At 69.3% G+C, this 16424-nt stretch carries 14 protein-coding genes and 1 pseudogene; 11 read left to right on the forward strand and 4 right to left on the reverse strand.

Annotated elements, in window-relative coordinates; genetic code table 11:
- Positions 1–99: 99 nt before the first annotated feature.
- Positions 100–1605: a helix-turn-helix domain-containing protein gene (locus AOM45_RS22485; protein WP_030465382.1), complete on the reverse strand. Its 1506-nt coding sequence runs from the start codon at positions 1603–1605 to the stop codon at positions 100–102.
- 395 nt (positions 1606–2000) lie between these two features.
- Positions 2001–3635, reverse strand: coding sequence for a phospholipase D-like domain-containing protein (locus AOM45_RS22490; protein WP_030465383.1), 1635 nt, complete (start codon positions 3633–3635; stop codon positions 2001–2003).
- Positions 3636–3795: 160 nt separating this feature from the next.
- Here AOM45_RS22490 and AOM45_RS22495 point away from each other — a divergent pair, with 160 nt between their 5' ends.
- The 6 genes from AOM45_RS22495 to AOM45_RS22520 all read left to right on the forward strand — a co-directional run bounded on the left by AOM45_RS22495 (position 3796) and on the right by AOM45_RS22520 (position 10148).
- Positions 3796–4707, forward strand: a complete 912-nt coding sequence (locus tag AOM45_RS22495; RefSeq protein ID WP_156093574.1) for a hypothetical protein — start codon at positions 3796–3798, stop codon at positions 4705–4707.
- A 46-nt stretch (positions 4708–4753) separates the two neighbouring features.
- Positions 4754–5605 carry a class I SAM-dependent methyltransferase gene (locus AOM45_RS22500; protein ID WP_030465385.1) on the forward strand — a complete coding sequence of 284 codons (852 nt, stop codon included), beginning with the start codon at positions 4754–4756 and terminating at the stop codon, positions 5603–5605.
- Positions 5606–5689: 84 nt separating this feature from the next.
- The gene (locus AOM45_RS22505) at positions 5690–6373 is read left to right on the forward strand and encodes a response regulator transcription factor (protein ID WP_030465386.1); all 684 of its coding nucleotides are present in this window, start codon (positions 5690–5692) and stop codon (positions 6371–6373) included.
- Complete coding sequence (locus AOM45_RS22510; protein WP_030465387.1) at positions 6370–7779, forward strand: HAMP domain-containing sensor histidine kinase; 1410 nt, start codon at positions 6370–6372, stop codon at positions 7777–7779. The genes AOM45_RS22505 and AOM45_RS22510 overlap by 4 nt, the downstream gene beginning before the upstream one ends.
- Before the next feature lie 99 nt (positions 7780–7878).
- The gene (locus AOM45_RS22515; RefSeq protein WP_081901834.1) at positions 7879–9081 is read left to right on the forward strand and encodes a monooxygenase; all 1203 of its coding nucleotides are present in this window, start codon (positions 7879–7881) and stop codon (positions 9079–9081) included.
- Positions 9082–9209: 128 nt separating this feature from the next.
- Complete coding sequence (locus AOM45_RS22520; protein ID WP_162185605.1) at positions 9210–10148, forward strand: Rieske 2Fe-2S domain-containing protein; 939 nt, start codon at positions 9210–9212, stop codon at positions 10146–10148.
- Positions 10149–10167: 19 nt separating this feature from the next.
- Here the strand turns inward: AOM45_RS22520 and AOM45_RS22525 are convergent, their stop codons facing one another.
- Positions 10168–10830 carry a response regulator gene (locus tag AOM45_RS22525; RefSeq protein WP_030465390.1) on the reverse strand — a complete coding sequence of 221 codons (663 nt, stop codon included), beginning with the start codon at positions 10828–10830 and terminating at the stop codon, positions 10168–10170.
- Positions 10831–11270: 440 nt separating this feature from the next.
- Here AOM45_RS22525 and AOM45_RS22530 point away from each other — a divergent pair, with 440 nt between their 5' ends.
- The 3 genes from AOM45_RS22530 to AOM45_RS22540 all read left to right on the forward strand — a co-directional run bounded on the left by AOM45_RS22530 (position 11271) and on the right by AOM45_RS22540 (position 14498).
- Positions 11271–12467: a cation:proton antiporter gene (locus AOM45_RS22530; protein ID WP_030465391.1), complete on the forward strand. Its 1197-nt coding sequence runs from the start codon at positions 11271–11273 to the stop codon at positions 12465–12467.
- A gap of 268 nt (positions 12468–12735) precedes the next feature.
- Positions 12736–13203 (forward strand): CBS domain-containing protein, encoded by a 468-nt coding sequence (locus tag AOM45_RS22535; RefSeq protein WP_030465392.1) that lies wholly within the window; start codon positions 12736–12738, stop codon positions 13201–13203.
- 2 nt (positions 13204–13205) lie between these two features.
- Positions 13206–14498 (forward strand): ArsB/NhaD family transporter, encoded by a 1293-nt coding sequence (locus tag AOM45_RS22540; protein WP_201780049.1) that lies wholly within the window; start codon positions 13206–13208, stop codon positions 14496–14498.
- Between the two features lie 216 nt (positions 14499–14714).
- Here the strand turns inward: AOM45_RS22540 and AOM45_RS22545 are convergent, their stop codons facing one another.
- Positions 14715–15380 (reverse strand): carbamoyltransferase N-terminal domain-containing protein, encoded by a 666-nt coding sequence (locus AOM45_RS22545; protein WP_030465394.1) that lies wholly within the window; start codon positions 15378–15380, stop codon positions 14715–14717.
- Between AOM45_RS22545 and AOM45_RS53840 the strand changes: the two are divergent.
- Both AOM45_RS53840 and AOM45_RS22550 read left to right on the forward strand, forming a co-directional pair.
- A pseudogene (locus AOM45_RS53840) lies at positions 15309–15585 on the forward strand (AMP-binding protein); the annotation flags it as partial. The gene AOM45_RS22545 and the pseudogene AOM45_RS53840 overlap by 72 nt on opposite strands.
- A 66-nt stretch (positions 15586–15651) precedes the next feature.
- The gene (locus AOM45_RS22550) at positions 15652–16422 is read left to right on the forward strand and encodes an AMP-binding protein (protein WP_030465395.1); all 771 of its coding nucleotides are present in this window, start codon (positions 15652–15654) and stop codon (positions 16420–16422) included.
- The last annotated feature ends 2 nt before the right edge of the window (positions 16423–16424 follow it).

A 16424-nucleotide genomic window follows, 5' to 3' on the forward strand; every position in this document is an offset into this window, starting at 1 on the left:
GGGCTGTTTCTCGGTAGTACGAGCAGGAATCGAAAGGGGTTCAAAGCGAATTGGTTGATTGACAATTTGACGGAAACCCGTCGCCGGGTGGACGTTGTGTCAAGGGCGCCTGATGGCGTCGTACGCGGAGAGCGCGGCGTGCAGGGAGGCTCGGACTCGGGGTGAGTCGAGATCCGCGCCGAGCAACTGGCCGATCCGCTTCAGGCGGTCGTACAGCGCCTGCCTGGACAGGTTCGTGGCGGCCGCCGCGTCCGTCTTGTTGCCACCACTGTCCACATAGGCCCGCAAGGTGGCGATCAGGTCGACGTGTTCCGGGCCGAGCAACGGGCCCAGCTCTCGTTCGACGTGGGCCTGCACGTGCGGGTCGTTGCGGAGCAGGTACATCAGGCCGGGTAGCCCCAGATCACGCAGCTTCACGTAGGGCACGTCTCCGCAGTCGCCGCTGGCGGCCGCGGCCACCCGCCGCGCCTCGACCAGCGCCTCGCGCACCTCCGCCGCCGAGGTGACCGGCTCGCTCGCGGCGACGATCGCGGGTGCCCTTCGCCGCACCGCCTCCGCCAGTCGCACCAGGCACCCGTGCACGTCGTCGTTCGGTTGCAGCGTCAGCAGAATGCCGAGGAAGTCGTCGTCGAACGCGCCGTGCAGTCCGGTGAGATCCCGCGGGAGATCACCGATCCTGTCCGCGACATCACGGGGGGACCGGTCGCGGACGACCACGGCGACCACGACCGACTTGTCGAGCGGAACTCCCAGCGCGTGCGCACGTGAGGCGAACTCGGCGGCCACGAGGTCGCCGGTCAGCAAGGACGTCAACAGTGTGCGCTGGGCGCGCAGCCGGAGGTCCTCGTCGTGGTGCGCCCGCAGATCCAGGGCGATCACACCGGCCGCCCGCTCGGCGACGATCACGTGCGCGGCCGAGGGATCGGGACACCTGATGAGCAGCCGGCCCCACTCCGCGGCTCCGGCGCCGATTCCGGTGACGAGCCATCCGGTCCTGTCGTCGTAGCCGGTCTGTCCACTTGCGACGATCTGCCGGGACAGCGACTCCCAGTTGCCGAGGCAGTCCGTGTCCTCGCCTGCCGGACCGAACGCGACGACCTGGTGCGCGGTGTTCTCCAGCACCACAGGGCACTGGGTCAGGGCCGCCGCATGAGAAACGACGGTCTCCGCGTCGACGCCTGCCAGGGCGAGCTCGGAGAACCGCCGATGAATCTGCTCGTGCCTGCGCGACTCGGCGAACTGTCCTGCGGTCACGAGAGCGAGAGCGGCTTCGGTCACCTGGGAAAGCTGGACGTGCTGCTGCAACTGCACCAACGGCATCCTCAGCCGTTGCGCCGCGTGCACCAGGGCGTCCGGAAGCGCGCCGGTGCACTGGACCACGACACCGACGACGTCGATCGCGACCAGGCGTTCGAGCCACCGTCCGGCGTCGTGCGGCAGACAGCCGCTCGTGGCGAGCAGAAGTTCCCCGGACTGCGGTGTGTCGGCAACGTGGACCCACCGCACGGTCCGGCCGAGGTGCTCGAGGCCGGCCAGGACGGCCGGCTCACCTCGTCGCACGCCTTCCAGATCGAGGATCTGCTGGATGGTGGGCAGTGACGTCAAGCCGGATCTCCCGCGCTCGCCGGGGCAAGAACGATCACTCTGGCCGTCGTGCTCTCCGGCGCGCCATCCGTCGACCGGCCGGGTTCTCCCGCCACCTGACGGGAAATCACCACCGGATGTGCCCCGACGACAGGACGATCGTCTCGAATCGGCAGGGGGCATCGCCCGATCGGATCAGTCGGGTTGAGCGGAGTGGTCGACGCCGCACAGGTGAGTCGTCGTTCACCACTTCCGGGTCGCCGTTCAGCACTCGTCGAGTGCGCGTTCGTGCGTTGGGGCCGTGCCTGCGCGGCAGGCGCTCCGAGGGCCGCGGCGGATCCGGCTGGCAGGCTTTCGCGCCGATTCCGTTGTCGTCAAGTGCGGCGGCACCCCACCGGTGGAGGACCGCAGCAGACCTATTTGAACAGCAGCCGCTGCCGATGACTCGGGGTGGCCGGGTCGTAGTAGCGCGCCACCCAGCTGTCGTCGGTCTTGAGGAACACCACCTCTTCCGCCTTGCCGAGACGCTGCTGCAGGAAACGGAAGTAGTAGTGGTTGAAGATCCGCATGAACTCGCCGAGGTAGATGTCCGCGGCCCTGGTGTCTCCCTGGATCACGAGCACGTTCTCGTCGTTCTCGCGGACGGACGGGTCGCTGAAGTTGCCAGAACCGGTGATCACCAGCGGGTCGTCGCCGAGCGGGTCGACGAGCATGAACTTCGTGTGGCTGAACCGGACGTGGCCGTTGAGACCGGTCAGCTGTTCCCGCGTCCAGCGGTTGAGGATCTCGTCGGTGAGCAGTGAGCCGATGGCGGTCTTCACGTCGTGGTCGGTGTCGAACCGGATCTCGTCCTCGCCCGGTGGTCGTTCCAGCACCAGGTAGCGCAGCACGTCGGACTCGGGCTGGAGCGCCTCGGCGATCTTGTCGTGCACGCCGAACGCCGCGGTCATGAAGAACGACCGGGTCGCGCGGCCCGCCTGCTCGGCGTACCAGTCGATCAGGTCGAGAGTGGTGCGCGGGCTGAACACGCAGTTCGTGCCTGCCGGGGGAGGGGTCGCCGGAGTGGGGCTCGCGGTGGTGTTGGCCGGCCGGATCTGCGCGTAGGCGGGGTCGTCGGCGAGCCGGGTCCAGTAGTCGAGGTAGGTGGCGGCGGTGGCCGGGTCGCGCAGCAGGTGGCCGACGTTGGACTGTCCGAAGAGGCCTCCCCAGGTGATGTTGGTCGACCCCGTCCACACCTCCTGCGGCGTGTCGTCGCGCAGCAGCACCAAGAACTTGTTGTGCGAGATCGAGCTGTTCGTCGTGCGCGGGATCATGTGGTCGGTCAGACCGGCCTCTTCGACGGCGGGTTCGGTGCTCTGCCAGACCTTCTTCGGGTCGGTGCTCGCCTTCCCCCGCCGGTCGTAGATGATCCGCACGTCGACGCCTCGTTCGACGGCGGCTTTGAGCTCCGCGAGCACGTGCGGGTAGTTGAACTCGTAGACGGATCCACGCAGTGCGCAGCGGGGCCCGTCGGCGGAGCGGATGAACGCGATGAGCGCCTCCTCCAGCCCGCGCGAGAGCCAGTCGTAGGCCGGGTCGGTCCGGTCGTTCTCCCTGGGCTCGCGCTCGCCGAACTCCCGTACGTACGCCTGACCGGCGCCCACGCCCCGGTTGAAGTGGATCGCGTGCCCGCCCTCGTCGACCGGCTCGGTCCGCACCGCGACCGTGACCTCGTGGCGCACCTCGAGGTTCTTCGGCTTGCCGTACAGGGCGACGACGCGGTACTCGTAGCTCCGGCCGGGTTTGGCGGTGTAGTCGCCCCACAGGAACGACTGCAGCGGGTGCTCCAGCAGGCTGACCGGTGTGCCCGGCGGCACGCCCTTCGAGGTCTCCTCGAACACCTTCATGCCGCGCAGCCAGTACCGTTCGTCCTCCTCCGGATCGAAGCGCTCGATCGCGAACCCGAGCAGGCCGGGGCTGTCCCCCTGGTCGAGGTCGAGGCCGAGCAGGACGACGTACGAGCCCGCGATCGCGTGCACGCTCAACGGACCGGCGGATTTCCTGATGCGCATGGTCGTTCCTCACTGCGCGGCGCACCGGCCCGCTGTGTCCCCCGACAACACGACCGGCACCAGAGGAATCGGTCCGGGGGAGTGCCCCATTACAGCGGCAGCGTATGGCCCGTAACGATCTGTGGCCGGTGATCGAACAACTGGTGTGAAGGCGTTGTTCGTGCGGCTCCACCGATTCACCCGTGTGCGTGGGCTGATCGTGCTGTTCGGCGGCCTGACGGCCGGGTTCGCCCTGCTCGCCACGGGCGGGTTCGAGAAGCTCAGCGGGGCGGGCGGCGTGCTCGGCATGGCGCTGAGCGCACTCGTGATGATCGTCGTGGGTGCCGCCAAGTACCCGCGGTCCGCGGGTACGCCGTCGCACGAGCAGGTCGTGTCCCGGTTGCTGCGGGACCGGAAGAAGTACTGCCTCATCCTGCGGCCGTTCGGGCAGGACGCCGAGATCGTGCTGCCGAAGACGGGGGCCAAACGCCGTACCGGCGGTGGGCCGTTCACCCGCAACGTGACCATGGAGCAGCTCATCACCAGCGCCGCGCGCACGGTGCTCGACATGGACACCTACGGCATCGTCGACCAGCGCACCACGTTCGCCCCGCCGGGACCGGTCCTGATGCGTGCCGCCGACGACGAGTGGCAGGAGATCGCCCAGCGCCTCATCGGCAGCGCACACGTCATCGTGCTGATCCTGCCGCCGGACCGGGACTTCGGCGACGGTTTCGTCTGGGAGATCGAGCAGATCCGGCAGGCCGGGGCGACCTCGCGCGTCGTCATCGTGCTGCCGCCGTGCGACCAGGACACGGAGGCGTACGAGGCGGCACTGCGCCGCGCGTGTGTGTTGCTCGCGTTGCTGGACGGCGAACTCGACCACTTCAAGGTCCACGAGTACGAGCTGATGCTGCCCACCGGCACGCTGGTCATCCGGTCGACCGCTGACGGAGCGAAGTGGTGGCAGACCCTCGACGAGCCCGTGGAACGCACGATGGTCGGCCGCAAGCGCAAGACCGTGGTCGCCGACATGACCTATCTCGACGTGCTCGAGGTGGCGTTGCGGGAGATCGACCACGAGCAGTCGTGATCCGTGTCTCCGTGCACGCGGCGACTTCGTGAGTAGCGTCGTGGACATGGAGAACGGCGGACCCAGCCGGACGGCGCTCATCACCGCGTACGCCCGCGCCTACCACCAGGTCGTTGACCAGCCACAGATCTTCACCGACCCCCTCGCGGCACGTCTGCTCGGCCATTCCGCGGAAGAACTGCCGGCCGCGACCGACCGCCTCGGCGGCGCCGTGACAGAGCGGCCCCGCCGCCTGTTCTTCGCCACCAGGGCCCGCTTCGCCGAGGACGCCGTGGCCGCGGCCGTCACCGCCGGCGTGCGACAGGTCGTGATCCTGGGCGCGGGCCTGGACACCTTCGCCTACCGCAACCCGCACCGTGACCTGCGCGTGTTCGAGGTCGACCACCCCGCCACCCAGGCGTGGAAGCGGGAACGCCTTGCCACGACCGGAATCGACACCCCCGACACGGTGACCTTCGTGCCGGTCGACTTCGAGACCCAAACGCTGGCAACGGAACTCGAAGCCGCCGGATTCAGCCGGACGGCCCCGGCCGTGTTCGTGTGGCTGGGTGTCGTCTACTACCTGACTCCGGACGCCGCCAACGCCACCCTCGCCTACATCGCCGGTCAGGCCCAGCCGGTCGAGGTGGTCTTCGACTACCTGCGGTCCGCGACCACCGACGAGGAACGCGCCTACCAACGCGCACGTGCCGATCGGCTGGCCTCCGTCGGTGAACCCGTGTTCAGCTACTTCACTCCCGATGGCATCGCCGCGCAGTTGCGCGCCCTCGGGTTCACCGGTGTCGAGGACCACTCCGCCGCCGACCTGATCTCCGGTTACCTCGGCGGATCCGCGGAGTTCGGGGGCGAACCGTCCCCGGCGCTGCACGCGCTCCGCATGCTGCGCGCGAGCCGCTGAGGACGCGGCGACGCTTTAACGCTGGTCTCAGGTTGATCGGAGACGATGACCGGCACAGCGTCGACGGGAAGGGGGCGGGCCGGCGTGCGGATCATGATCGCGGATGACGAGGCGGCCATCCGCGAGTCGTTGGAGCGGATGCTCCAGGTCGAGGGGTACGACACCAGCACCGTCGCCAACGGTCTCGCCGTGCTCGACGGGGTCGGTGACGACGCGCCGGATCTGCTGATCCTCGACGTGATGATGCCCCGCCTCGGCGGTTTGGAGACCTGCCGGCGGTTGCGGGCGGCGGGCCGGGATCTGCCGGTGCTGATGCTGACCGCCCGGGATCAGGTGAACGACCGGGTCGCGGGGCTGGACGCGGGCGCCGACGACTACCTGCCCAAGCCGTTCGCCACGGAGGAGTTGCTGGCCAGGGTCCGGGCCCTGCTGCGCCGCCGCGGGACGGGCGACGACGAGTCGCAGATCCTGACGTTCGCCGACGTCCGGGTCGATCCCGGCAGGTTCGAGGCGTGGCGGGGAGAGCGGCCGCTCCGCCTCACGCGGACCGAGTTCTCCCTGCTGCAGGTCCTCGTGCGCAACGCGACCAGGGTGCTGACCCGGGAGGCGCTGTTCGAGGCGATCTGGGGCTTCGACATGAGCGTCACCCCCACGAGCCTCCAGGTGTACGTGAGTTACCTGCGCCGCAAGATGGAGGCCGAGGGTGAGCCGCGGCTGATCTACACGTTGCGCGGCCTGGGGTACACGTTGCGGGAGACTCCTCCGTGAGCAGGCCCGCCGGCCGGCTGACCCGGTGGTGGCGCCGGCGGTCCCTGCGGACCAGGCTGACGGTGATCGCGGCGACGGCCATCGCGGTCAGCGTGTTCGTGGCCTTCCAGATCGCCAGCGAGCTGCTGGCCTGGGAGCTGCAGGACACCGCGAAGGATCAGCTGCGCGCCGACTCCCGCGTCCTGGCGGCGAACGCGGAGCGCGAGGGTCCGGCGCAGGTCCAGCTACCGCCGTATCCCGGATTCGGCCGGCTGGTGCGGGTCGTCCTGCCCGACGGCTCGATCCGGACACCGGACGGCCAACCCGCGTTGCCCCCGGTCAGCGAGGAGGCCCGGCGCGTGGCGCAGGGCGCGTCGGCCGACCTGATGGAGTCGGGCGACAGCGACGACGACGGCTACATCGTCTACACGCTGCGGGCGGGCGACGGCGCGGTCCAGGTGGCCCGCGTCGCCGACGACAGCCCGATCAACCAGTTCGGGCTGGGCATGCTGTTGATCGGGCTGCTCTGCGTGGTCAGCGGCGCCCTCGTCGGGCGGACCGTGGCGCGGACGGGGCTGGCGCCGATCGACCGGCTGACCGCCGCCGCGGTCCGTGTCGCGCACACCCGGGATCTCGACGCCGACATCCCGGACGAGGGCGGTGGGGAGATCCGGCGGCTGATCCAGTCGATCAACGACATGCTCGCCGCGCTCCGGGACTCCCGGCGGGCCCAGCAGCTGCTCGCCGAGGACGCCGCCCACGAGCTCAAGACACCGCTCACCAGCCTGCGCCTCAACATCGAGCTGCTGATCCGGCTCGATCGGCGCGGCACCCTGGACAGCGGACTGCCGGCGGAGAGCCGGACCCGGCTGCTCAACGATCTCGGCGCCCAGGTGGCCGAGTTGAGCACCCTCGCCGCCGAGCTGACCGACCTGGCGCGCGGTGACATCAGTGACGAGAACACCGAACTGCTCGACTTCGCCGACGTGGTGGTGGCCGCCGCGACCCTGGCGCGTTCCCGCGCGCCTGACGTCGAGGTCGCGCTCGACGTGACCTCCGTGTGGGTGAGCGGGCGTCCCGCAGCGCTTCAACGGGCGGTGCTCAACCTCGTCGACAACGCCGGCAAGTGGTCCCCCGCGGACCAGCCGGTCCAGGTCCGGCTCCGTGCTCGCGGCGCGTCGGCGGTGCTCGAGGTCGACGACGCCGGGCCGGGCATCGACGCCGCCGACGTGCCGCGGGTGTTCGACCGGTTCTACCGCGCCGACAGTGCCAGGGCGTTGCCGGGATCCGGTCTGGGGCTGTCGATCGTGCAGCGGGTCGTCGACGCGCACGGCGGCCGGGCCAGCGTCGCCCGTTCCGCCCGCGGTGGCGCACTGCTGCGGGTCGACCTCCCGGTCGCGGCGAACTCCACTGTGGACGTCCAGTGACGGTCGGGCCGCAGAGAAGTACCGTGGTACCACCACTCTCTCGAAGATGACGACCGCGGTAGGACGAAACGGGACGGAATCCGGCCTAGCGTTCAGGTCATGAGAAAACCTGATGGTCCACTGTGGAGGTTCGGGGCGGCCACCGTGGCGCTGGCGACGGCGTTCGCTGTCGTCGCCTGCGGGTCGAACACCGGCAACGGTGCGGCGCCCGTCCCGACAGGCGGGCACAACGCGCACGGCCAGTCATCGGCTCCGCCGCAGCCGCTGCGCGCCGGCGAGCGGTTCGTCGACCTGAAGATGGCGGAGGCCTACACGCCCGCACCGCCGGAGGGTGGCGGCACGGACGAGTACCGGTGCCAGGTGATCGATCCGGGCCTGACCAAGGCGGCGTTCCTGACCGGGACCCAGGTCACGCCGCAGAACATCGCCCTCGCGCACCACGCCATCGTGTACGCGGTGCCGCCGGGCGGCGCTGCCGCGGTGCACGAGCAGGACGCGAGGACCCCCGGCCTCGGCTGGCAGTGTTTCGGCGGGACCGGCGTGAACGGCGCCGAAGTGGAAAAGGGCGAAGCGGCGTGGGTGGACACCTGGGCGCCTGGTGCCTCGGAGACGCTGTTCGACGAGGACGCCGGCTTCAAGCTGGAGCCGGGCAGCCTGATCGTTCTCCAGATGCACTACAACCTGCTCGCGACCGACGGCAAGCCGGCCGGGTCGGACCGCTCTGCGTTGCGGCTGCGGCTGAAGGACGGCACGCCGCAGACCCGGGAGCTCGACACGTTGCCGCTCGACGCGCCGACCGATCTGCCTTGCGCCGCAGACGAGTCGGGTCCGCTCTGCGACCGGGCGGCCTCGATCGCGGACGTGACGAAGCGGTTCGGGCAGGAGGTCGGTGAGACCGCGGACCGGCAGGTGGAGGAGTGCGGCCAGAGCGCGCCGAAGCCCGGGAACACCCAGATCTGCGACCACGAGGTGGAAGCACCGATGACGCTGTTCGCCGGTTTCGGCCACATGCACCTGCTCGGGCGGGCCATCAAGGTCGAGCTCAACCCCGGCAAGCCGAACGCCAAGGTCGTGCTGGACGTGCCGCAGTTCGACTTCGACAACCAGCGGCTGGTGAAGCTGCCGTCGCCGGTGGAGATCGGTCCGGGGGACACGCTGCGGGTGACGTGCACGCACGACGCGGCGCTGCGCAAACAGTTGCCGCAGCTGAAGAAACTGCCGCCGCGCTACGTGGTGTGGGGCGACGGCACCAGTGACGAGATGTGCACGGGCATCATGACGGTCTCTCCCCGCAAGTCCTGACGAAGCGTCGGACGTGTGTGAGCTCGCTGAGGTCGACAAGCCGAAAACAGCTCTGAGCTCACACACGTCCGCACCCGTGCGGCGTCGTGGCGGTGCCGTCGTTCAACTTCGAAGAAAGGCGTCTTCTGTTGTCCCTCAAGCCTTCCCCTGGCGAAACAACGCCACGGGCCGATGCGCCACCGCGGACACCGATCTGGACACTCCTGCCGCTGCGCGTCTTCCTCGGCGGCACGTTCCTCTGCGCAGGCCTCTCCAAAATCCTCGACACCCACTACCTGGACCAGACTTCGCCTCTCGGCGTCCACGCGCAGATGCTGCACGCCGCGACGACCTCCCCGATCGGCCCGCTGGTGTCGTTCGCGGCCGAGCACCCGACCGTCACCGGCCTGGCCATCGCCTTGGGAGAGGTCGCTGTCGGGCTGGGCACTCTGCTCGGACTGTTCGCCCGCGTCGCCGCACTCGGCGGGTTTCTCCTCGCGCTGAGTTTCTTCCTCACCGTGAGCTGGACGACCCGTCCGTACTACTTCGGTGCCGACATCGTTTTCGCAGCCGCCTGGACCCCGTTGCTGATTGCCGGCGACGCAGGGCTGTTCTCCACGACGGACCGCCTGCGCGCCGCGATACGTCGTCGCCGGCCGGACGCCACCCCAGACGGCGTCGAGCGACGCGTTCTGCTCTGGGGCGGCCTGATCACAGCGGCGACCGCTGCCCTCGGCGCCGTCGCCCTCACCCGTCGCACCGCCAACCCGGAACCGAGCCCGGCGGACCCGAACTCCCACACGGTGATCGCCGCGGTCTCCGCCGTCGCCGTCGGTTCGTCGACGAGGTTCACCACACCGGACGGTTCCACCGCATACCTGTTGCGCCCCTCGGCCGACACCTTCATGGCGTTCCTCGCCACCTGTACGCACCAGGGCTGCCCCGTCACGCCCGCCGGCTCCGGCTTTCGCTGTCCGTGCCACGGCTCCACTTTCGACGGCAACGGCCAAGTCACCGGTGGCCCCGCGACCAAACCCCTGGGCAAGGTGCCGGTGCGAGTCGTCGACGGGCAGGTCACCACCGCGTGACCGGGCCGCTGGTGCGGCACTAGATCGGCCGGGTGAGTCTCAGGTCGTAGGCGAGGATGACGGCCTGAACCCGGTCCCGTGCGCCGATCTTGGCGAGAACACGCCCGACGTGGGTCTTCACCGTCGACTCCGCCAGCGTGAACCGTTGCGCGATCTCGCCGTTGGTGAGGCCGTGGCCGATGGCGACGAGGATTTCGCGCTCGCGGCCGGTCAGGGAGTCCAGCCGGGGATCCTCCCGCACAGGCCCGCAGAGGTCGTCGCCGAGCCGGTCGGCGAACGCGTCGAGCAGCCGCCGGGTCAGCGCCGGCGCGATCACCGCGTCCCCGGCGGCGACGGCCCGGATGCCGGCGAGCAGCTCCTCCGGGCGGATGTTCTTCAACAGGAAACCGCTGGCCCCGGCCCGCAGCGCGGCGAGCGCGTACCGGTCCACGTCGAACGTGGTCAGCAGGATCCGTGAACGCCCACCGGCGGCGACGATGCGCCGGGTGGCCTCGATCCCGTCGACGCCCGGCACGCGGATGTCCATCAGCACCACGTCGGGATGCAGCTCGGTGGTCCACCGAACGGCCTCGGCGCCGTTCTCGGCCTCGCCGACGATCTCGGTGTCGGGAGTGCTCTCCAGCAGCATGCGGAACCCGAAGCGTTGCAGCGGCTGGGCGTCCACCACGAGCACAGAGATCATGAACTGCTGCCTTTCAGGGCGCGTAGTCGGTCCAACCGCCATCCGGTGCGGGCCGGCGCTGACCGTGCCGCGGCGTGCCACAGCGGCGAGGCCGAGACCCGCGTCGCCCGGCGATGCCTACTTCCTATCGAGCGAACCTGAGACGACCGTTAAAACGGTGCTCAGCGCTTGGACCGGTTGTAGCGCACCAGGTCCGCGATCCCTTCAGCGACGAACCCGCCGATGGCGCAGCCGATCAGGACCAGTGCCCAGCCTGATCTCTCCCGGAGCCGCGCGACGGCTTTGACCGCAGGTCAGGCACGTTCAGTCCACGTCCAGGTTTTCGGATTGCCGTGAGCCCGTCTTTGCGGCATCTTTGCGCTCGGAGCGCCGGGAAGTCTGGTCGGCAACGCTCGTCACGGACCCGTGACGGGCTGGGCCGAGCTGGACGGAGTTCGTCGATGGCGCTGGTGCTGGCGTTCGGTGTGGTCCTGCTGATCAGCGTCTCGCTGTCGGGTCTCGCCGCACGCACGATCCTGTCCACGGCGCTGATGTTCCTCGCCGCTGGGGCACTCATCGGCCACGTCGGGCTCGTGGACATCCCGTCCACCAGCTCCTTCGTCACCGGTCTCGCAGATCTCGCCCTGTTCGCGGTGCTCTTCACCGACGGTCAGCGCGCCGGCCTGCCGGACCTGAAGGAAGGCTGGCGGCTGTCCGGGCGGGCGCTCGGCCTGGCCATGCCGCTGACCATGGTCGGCATCGCCGTGCCGGCGCACTTCCTCACCGGCCTGGACTGGACGACCTCGTTCCTGATCGGCGCGATCCTCTCGCCGACCGACCCGGTGTTCGCCTCCGCCATCGTCGGGCGCACCGACGTGCCGATGCGGCTTCGGCGGTTGCTCAACGTCGAGTCCGGTCTCAACGACGGCCTCGCGCTGCCGTTCGTGCTGATCTTCCTGGCGACCGCCGCCAACCGCGGCACCGACTTCCTCACCATCGGCATCGAACTCGCCGCCGGTCTCGCGATCGGTGTCGTCCTCCCGGCCGTCGTGGTGCTGGCGTGGCGGTTGCGCCTGTTCACCGCCGAGCCCCGCCTGCAGGCACTCGGGCCGCTGGCGATTGCGGTGATCCTCTACGCGGCCTGTCATCTCACCCACGCCAACCCCTACCTGGCCGCGTTCGCCGCGGGATCGACCATCGCCACCCTGGACCGTGTCGCGGCAGAACACTTCGAGCACTTCGGCGACCTGATCTCGGAGATCACCAAGTTCGCCGCGCTGCTCGTGTTCGGCGCGCTGATCACCCCGGAACGCATCTCGCACCTGAGCGCGGGGGACTGGGCGGTCGCGGTCATCGCGATCCTGCTCGTACGACCGGCGGCGATGATCCTGTCGCTGCTGCGCACCCCGCTACCGGCCCGCGAACGATCCGTCGCCGCGTGGTTCGGGCCCAAGGGCTTCGCCTCGGTCGTCTACGGACTTCTCGTGCTGCAGGCCGGGATACCGGAGGGCGAGCACGTCTTCGACCTCGTCGCGATCACCATCGCGTTGTCGATCGTGTTGCACTCCTCGACCGACGTGCCGGTGGCGAAAGCGCTGAGCGTCGAGCCACCGGACGACCTGCCCACCGGCAAACCCGGCATCCGGCCGGGGACCTGATCAGGTTGAGCGGGTGGGCGGGCCGATCACGGGTTAGTCTGGCCGCGGTGTGCCGGGAAGCCTGGTCGGCGAGTGTCCTCGCCGTCCGCAAGATCAGGAGAACCCCATGGCCCCACTCGCGGGTCAGCGGCGACCGATCGCCCGCACCGCCAACGCGGCCAGCACGAACGCCCCGATGAGCACCAAGGCCACGACCAGACCGGACATGACCGGATGGTAGCGCCGACCGTGGCGGCGGTCATGTCCACTTTCGTTGAAGGAGCCTGTTGTGCGTGCCCGTGACCTCGCCGAGGACTACCCGCTGGTCGCCCTGACCGACGACGCGCTGACCGCCGCCCAGCTCATCGCCGGGCAACGCCGGCCAGGGGTGGTGGTCGTCGACGCCGACGGCAAACCGGTGACCGTGCTGCCCGGCTCGCAGGTGCTGCGCTTCCTCATCCCCGCCTACGTGCAGGAGGACCCGTCGCTCGCCCGCGTCTTCGACGAACGCGGCGGCGCCGAGGCGTGCGTGAACAAGCTCGCCGGTCGCACGGTCAAAGAACTGCTGCCACCGAAGGAGAAACGCTACGAGATACCCATGGTGTCCGGCGACGCCACCGTGATCGAGTGCGCCGCCACCATGGCCCGACTGCACTCCCCGCTGGTGATCGTCAGCGACAAGGACACCATCCACGGCGTCGTCACGACCTCGCACCTGCTCGAGGTGCTCCTCGCGCCCGCGGGGCCGCAAACGTGACGATCGCCCAGTTCCTCTCGGTCGGCGTCTTCGTCGGCGCGTACATCCTGATCGCGACCGAACGCGTGCACCGCGTCGCGGCTGCTCTCGGCGGCGCGGCCCTGATGCTGGCGCTGCGGCTCACCGACGGCGAGACGGCCTTCCACTCCCTGGATGCAGGCGTGGACTGGAACGTCGTGTTCCTCCTGCTCGGCATGATGATCATCGTCGGGGTGATCAAGCAGACCGGCCTGTTCGAGTACCTCGCCATCGCCGCGGCCAAGCGCGCCAGGGGAAAGCCCTATGCGGTGCTCGCGATGTTCGTCGTCATCACCGCGACCGCGTCGGCCGCGCTGGACAACGTCACCACCGTGCTGCTGATCGCCCCCGTGACGTTCCTGGTGTGCGACCGGCTCGGCCTCAACCCGATCCCGTTCCTGATCGCCGAGGTGCTCGCGTCCAACATCGGTGGCACGGCAACGCTCATCGGTGACCCGCCGAACATCATCATCGCCAGCCGCGCCGGTCTGTCCTTCAACGACTTCCTGCTCCACCTGGCGCCGTTCATCGTGGTCCTGATGATCGCGTTCGTGGTCGTGTGCCGCTGGCTGTTCCGCGATTCCTTCCAGTACCACGAGGACCGCGTCGCCGAGGTCATGGCGCTGTCCGAACGCGAGGCCATCCGCAACCGCACCCTGCTCGTGCAGAGCCTGATCGTCCTGGGTCTCGTCCTGATCGGTTTCGTGCTGCACAGCGCACTGCACGTCGAGCCGTCCGTGGTGGCACTGCTCGGCGCCGGGCTGCTCGTGCTGATCTCGAAGGTCACCACCGAGGACGCCATAGCTGACGTCGAGTGGGAGACCCTGGTCTTCTTCATGGGTTTGTTCGTCATGGTCGGCGCGCTCGTCAAGACCGGCGTCATCGACGAGGTGTCCCACGCCCTCGCCAGCGCCGCCGGCGGAGACCCGCTCCTCGCGGTCATGGCACTGCTGGTCGTCTCGGCACTGTTGTCGGCCATTGTGGACAACATCCCGTACGTGGCGACGATGGCCCCGATCGTCGGTGAAATCGTTGCCGCACAGGGAGACTCGCCGCAATCCCAGTCGATGTGGTGGGCCCTCGCGCTCGGTGCGGACCTCGGCGGGAACGCGACGGCGGTCGGCGCGAGCGCGAACGTCGTCGTGCTCGGTCTCGCCGCGCGCAACGGCACCCCGATCAGCTTCTGGAAGTTCACCCGCTACGGCGCGATCGTCGCCGGGCTCTCCATCCTTCTGGCAGCGCCCTACCTGTGGCTGAGGTACTTCCTGCTCGCCTGAGCACCGGCCCGCGGGCGAGCGTGTCAGCGACCTGCAACCGTGCGCTGAGACTCTCGCTCGCAAGTCCGGTGGACGATTCGCCGGAAATGCCGCCTGAAAGGAACGGCGGTGGGTGTTCGCCGCCGGAACCCCGGGGGAGGTTCTCACCGACGTCATCGCCCGCTACCGCACCGACAGCCCATCCACCCTCGGTTCCTGCCCAACTCCGCGCCCGCGTCAGGCCGAGCGGCTCGTCGCCGTCGCCAGGATGCTGCGGTTGCCGAGTGCGCGCGGGCCGATCTCGGCACGGCCGGACAGGACGACCACCGGTTCGCCCGTCGTGTGCAGCAGTTCGGCGAGTTCACGCTCGTCGCACGGCCTTTTCTCCCAGCCGGGAGGCGTCGGCGAAGCGACCAGCCCCGGGCCGCTGTAGACGTTCCAGTCGAGGTGGAGCCGGCCGTCCTGCCCGAACATCTCGCAGCTGGCGGTTCCGATCGCGGCACCCGCGTCGTTGGGGAACGGCGGGACCCAGACGTCGGCGAACAAGCCGCTCGACCGCAACCGGTTGTTCCACTTGATGTTGAGCGCGCAGCCTCCGCTGAGCACCAGGTTCGGGGTGCGCCCAGGAAACCTCCTGTGCAGGACCGAGCTCATACCGCGCAGGAGCCGGTCTCCCAGGTAGGCCTGGAAGGTCGCGATCAGGTCGGCCTCGGACATGCCGGGGAACAGCTGCGCCCTGTTCGCGGAGGCCTTCTCCCCGAGCGCCCTGCCGTTGTCAGAAGAGTCCGCAGGGGCAGCGTGGTGGCGGTGCTCGACCGGCCGTCGCTGCGGATGATTGTGGTGTTCCTCGCGATCCTTCAGGCGGGCGGCGCCTATCTGCCGTTGGACGAGAGCAATCCGCACGAGCGGAACCTGTTCATGGTGCGGGACTCCGGGGCGGGCTTGGTCCTGGCAGAGGACGTGGAGGGCTTTCCCGAGGCACTCCGGCTGTCCGAAGTGGACGCGGTGCTCAATGCGCCACTGGGTGAGGAACAACCTCGTGACCTCGCGCCCGGCGCGACCGCCGTGGACGCGGCGTACGTGATGTACACGTCCGGTTCGACCGGGACGCCGAAGGGCATCGCCGTCCCGCACCGCGCGATCACCCGCCTGGTCGTCGGGACCGACTACGTCGTTGTTCCTCACCGCCGCGGTGTTCCACCTGCACGCCACCGAGTCTCCGGATTCGCTGGGGGGACTGCGCAACCTGCTCGTCGGCGGCGACGTGATGGACGCGGGCATTTCGTTGGCACTGCTGGAGGCGGGACCACCGCAGCGTCTGCTCAACGCGTACGGGCCCACCGAGGCGACCACGTTCAGCACCGCTCACGTCGTCGACCGGGTGTCCGCGGCCTCGGCGGCGCTGCCGATCGGGAGGCCACTCGCGAACACCCTCGTCCGGATCCTCGACGGGCATCGACGAGTAGCACCGGGAGAGGTGGGGGAACTGCACATCGGCGGTGGTGGACTGGCTCTCGGCTACGTCAACCGCCCGTCGCTGACCGCGGAACGGTTCGTCGCGGATCCGTGGTGCGCCGGCGGGAGGTTGTACCGAACCGGTGACCTCGCCCGCTGGACCTCTGACGGGCAGATCGAGTTCCTCGGAAGAGCGGACGGTCAGACGAAGCTCCGCGGATATCGAATCGAGCTCGGTGAGATCGAAGCGGTGCTGCGCGGGCACGAACTGGTCCGCGACGCCGTGGTGATCGTCGAGGGGGAGGGGGAGGCGCGGAGACTCACCGCCTGCGTCGCGGTCCGCAACCCGATCGGAACGGCCGAGCTCAGAGGCCACCTCGTCCGTGTCCTTCCCGAACACATGGTGCCTGCTAGGTTGATCGAACTGCCCTCACTGCCGTTGAACGCCAACGGAAAGGTGGACCGTGTCCGGATCTCCGAGCTCCACTGAGT

Origin of the sequence: Lentzea aerocolonigenes (genome assembly GCF_000974445.1) — a bacterium.
Lineage (GTDB): Bacteria > Actinomycetota > Actinomycetes > Mycobacteriales > Pseudonocardiaceae > Lentzea > Lentzea aerocolonigenes.

Excerpts from the sequence above, each read along its gene's own strand:
- AOM45_RS22500 (WP_030465385.1), top strand. The coding sequence starts at position 4,754 with ATGGAGAACGGCGGACCCAGCCGGACGGCGCTCATCACCGCGTACGCC.
- AOM45_RS22490 (WP_030465383.1), bottom strand. The coding sequence starts at position 3,635 with ATGCGCATCAGGAAATCCGCCGGTCCGTTGAGCGTGCACGCGATCGCG.
- AOM45_RS22530 (WP_030465391.1), top strand. The coding sequence starts at position 11,271 with ATGGCGCTGGTGCTGGCGTTCGGTGTGGTCCTGCTGATCAGCGTCTCG.
- AOM45_RS22515 (WP_081901834.1), top strand. The coding sequence starts at position 7,879 with ATGAGAAAACCTGATGGTCCACTGTGGAGGTTCGGGGCGGCCACCGTG.
- AOM45_RS22525 (WP_030465390.1), bottom strand. The coding sequence starts at position 10,830 with ATGATCTCTGTGCTCGTGGTGGACGCCCAGCCGCTGCAACGCTTCGGG.